Source organism: Pseudomonas sp. Pseusp97 (assembly GCF_047304025.1).
Classification (GTDB): domain Bacteria; phylum Pseudomonadota; class Gammaproteobacteria; order Pseudomonadales; family Pseudomonadaceae; genus Pseudomonas.
This window is the reverse complement of record NZ_JBGLYK010000393.1, coordinates 1-2,403: the sequence shown is the minus strand read 5'-3', so window position 1 is coordinate 2,403 and position 2,403 is coordinate 1. Positions and strand designations below refer to the sequence as shown.

The following is a 2,403-nucleotide window of genomic DNA, read 5'->3' as shown; positions in this document are numbered from 1 at the left end:
CACGCCCCCGCGCGGCGCGTTACCCTCATCTTCATATTATTCGCCCGCCCCCCCCGCCCCCCCCCCCCCCCCCCGCCCCCCCCGGTGTGCCCCCCCCCCCCCCGCTCCTACGAAGAGCCCTTCAGAACGTCTCGTTGCGCGCGGCCTTCTCCAGCAGCAGCGCCGGCGGCAGGAAGCGCTCGCCATACTGTTCGGCCAGGTACTGGGCGCGGGCGACGAAGTCCTGCAGGCCGTACTGGTTGATGAACTGCAGGGCGCCGCCGCTCCAGGCCGCGAAGCCGATACCGAAGATCGAGCCGATGTTGGCGTCGGCGGTGGAAGTCAGCACGCCCTCCTCCACGCAGCGCACCGTCTCGATGGCCTGCACGAAGAGAATGCGGTCGCGCACGTCCTCGGCGGATATCTGCGCGTCAGCCTTCTCGAAGCGCTGCTTCAGCTCCGGCCACAGGTGCTTCCTGCCATTGGCGGGATAGTCGTAGAAGCCGGCGCCGGCGGCTTTGCCCGGGCGCTTGTACTCGTTGACCATCAGGTCCACCACGGCGAAGGCCGGGTGCTTGGGCAACTGCTTGCCTTCGGCTTCCAGGTCCTTGCGGGTCTGCTCGCGGATGTGCGTCATCAGGCTCATCGACACTTCGTCGCTGATCGCCAGCGGGCCCACCGGCATGCCGGCCTGGCGCGCCTGGTTCTCGATCATCGCCGCCGACACGCCCTCGCCAAGCATGGCCAGGCCTTCGTTGGTGAAGGTGCCGAACACGCGGGAGGTGAAGAAGCCGCGGCTGTCGTGGACGACGATCGGGGTCTTCTTGATCTGCAGGACGTAGTCAAAGGCGCGGGCCAGGGTGACGTCGTCGGTCTTCTCGCCACGGATGATCTCCACCAGCGGCATCTTGTCCACCGGGCTGAAGAAGTGCAGGCCGATGAACTTCTGCGGCTGCGCCACGGCTTCGGCCAGGCCGGTGATCGGCAGGGTCGAGGTATTGGAAGCGATCACCGCATCAGTCAGCGCGGCGGATTCGGCGGCGGCGCTGACCTTGGCCTTCAGGCCACGGTCCTCGAACACCGCTTCGATGATCAGGTCGCAGCCTTCGAAATCGGCGTCGCTGGCGGTCGGCTTGATCCGCGCGAGGAAGGCGTCGCGCTTGTCGGCGCTCATCTGGCCCTTGCCGACCTTCTTGTCCAGCAGGCCGGCCGAGTAAGCCTTGCCCTTCTCGGCCGCTTCGAGGGAAACGTCCTTGAGCACCACCTCGATGCCGGCGGCGGCCGAGACGTAGGCAATGCCCGCGCCCATCATGCCGGCGCCGATCACGCCGACCTTCTTCGTCTGCTGCGGGGCGATGCCCTGCGGGCGGGACTTGCCGGCATTGATCTCGTTGAGCTGGAACCAGAAGGTGCCGATCATGTTCTTCGCCACCTGGCCGGTGGTCAGCTCGGTGAAGTAGCGCGCCTCGATCAGCTGCGCGGTGTCGAAGTCCACCTGGGCACCTTCGACGGCCGCGCACATGATCTTCTCCGGTGCCGGGAAGCAGCCCTTGGTCTTGTCACGCAGCACGGAAGGCGCGATGGCCAGCATCTGCGCCACGGCAGGGCTGGACGGCGTGCCACCGGGGATCTTGTAGCCGGCGCTGTCCCATGGCTGCTTGGCGGCCGGGTTGGCGGCGATCCACTCGCGGGCCTTGCTCAGCAGCTCTTCGCGGCTGGAGGCTAGTTGATGAATCAGACCGGCCTTGAGCGCCTGGTCCGGGCGCACTTTCTTGCCTTCGGCCAGGTACGGCAGGGCCTTCTCCAGGCCGAGCAGGCGCACCATGCGCACCACGCCGCCACCGCCGGGCAGCAGGCCCAGGGTGACTTCCGGCAGGCCGAGCTGGACGTGGCTTTCGTCCAGGGCGATGCGGTGGTGGCAGGCCAGGCAGATTTCCCAGCCGCCGCCCAGGGCCGCGCCGTTGATGGCGGCGACCACCGGCTTGCCGAGGGTTTCCAGGCGGCGCAGCTGGCCCTTGAGCACCAGGATGCCTTCGTAGAAATCTTTGGCGTCGGCCTTGGTCACCTTGATCAGTTCATTCAGGTCGCCGCCGGCGAAGAAGGTCTTCTTCGCCGAGATGATCACCACGCCGGCGATCGAGTCCTTCTCGGACTCCAGGCGCGCGACGGTGGCGGCCATGGCCTCGCGGTAAACACCGTTCATGGTGTTGGCGCTCTGGCCGGGCATGTCCATGGTCAGGACGACGATGTTGTCCTGGCCTTTCTCGTAACGGATGGCGTCGGTCATTTTTGTTCTCTTCCCGTAGTGGGGCCTGTAGGAGCGGGGGGTGGGGGGGAGCGGGGGCGCGGCGGGGGGCGAAGCGTATCGGGCGACCGCGGGCCGACAACACGACCCCCCGGGGGACACGGGGGGGGAGCGGGGGG

The 2,403-nt window shown here is 67.6% G+C and carries 1 protein-coding gene; it reads right to left on the bottom strand.

The window, feature by feature from the left end; genetic code table 11:
* Positions 1 to 121: 121 nt before the first annotated feature.
* Positions 122 to 2,266 (bottom strand): 3-hydroxyacyl-CoA dehydrogenase NAD-binding domain-containing protein, encoded by a 2,145-nt coding sequence (locus ACCC94_RS29265; protein ID WP_413353083.1) that lies wholly within the window; start codon positions 2,264 to 2,266, stop codon positions 122 to 124.
* Positions 2,267 to 2,403 lie beyond the last annotated feature (137 nt).

What these genes read in the sequence shown, in the direction of transcription:
- ACCC94_RS29265 (WP_413353083.1), bottom strand. Translation starts at nt 2,266, where the DNA reads ATGACCGACGCCATCCGTTACGAGAAAGGCCAGGACAACATCGTCGTC.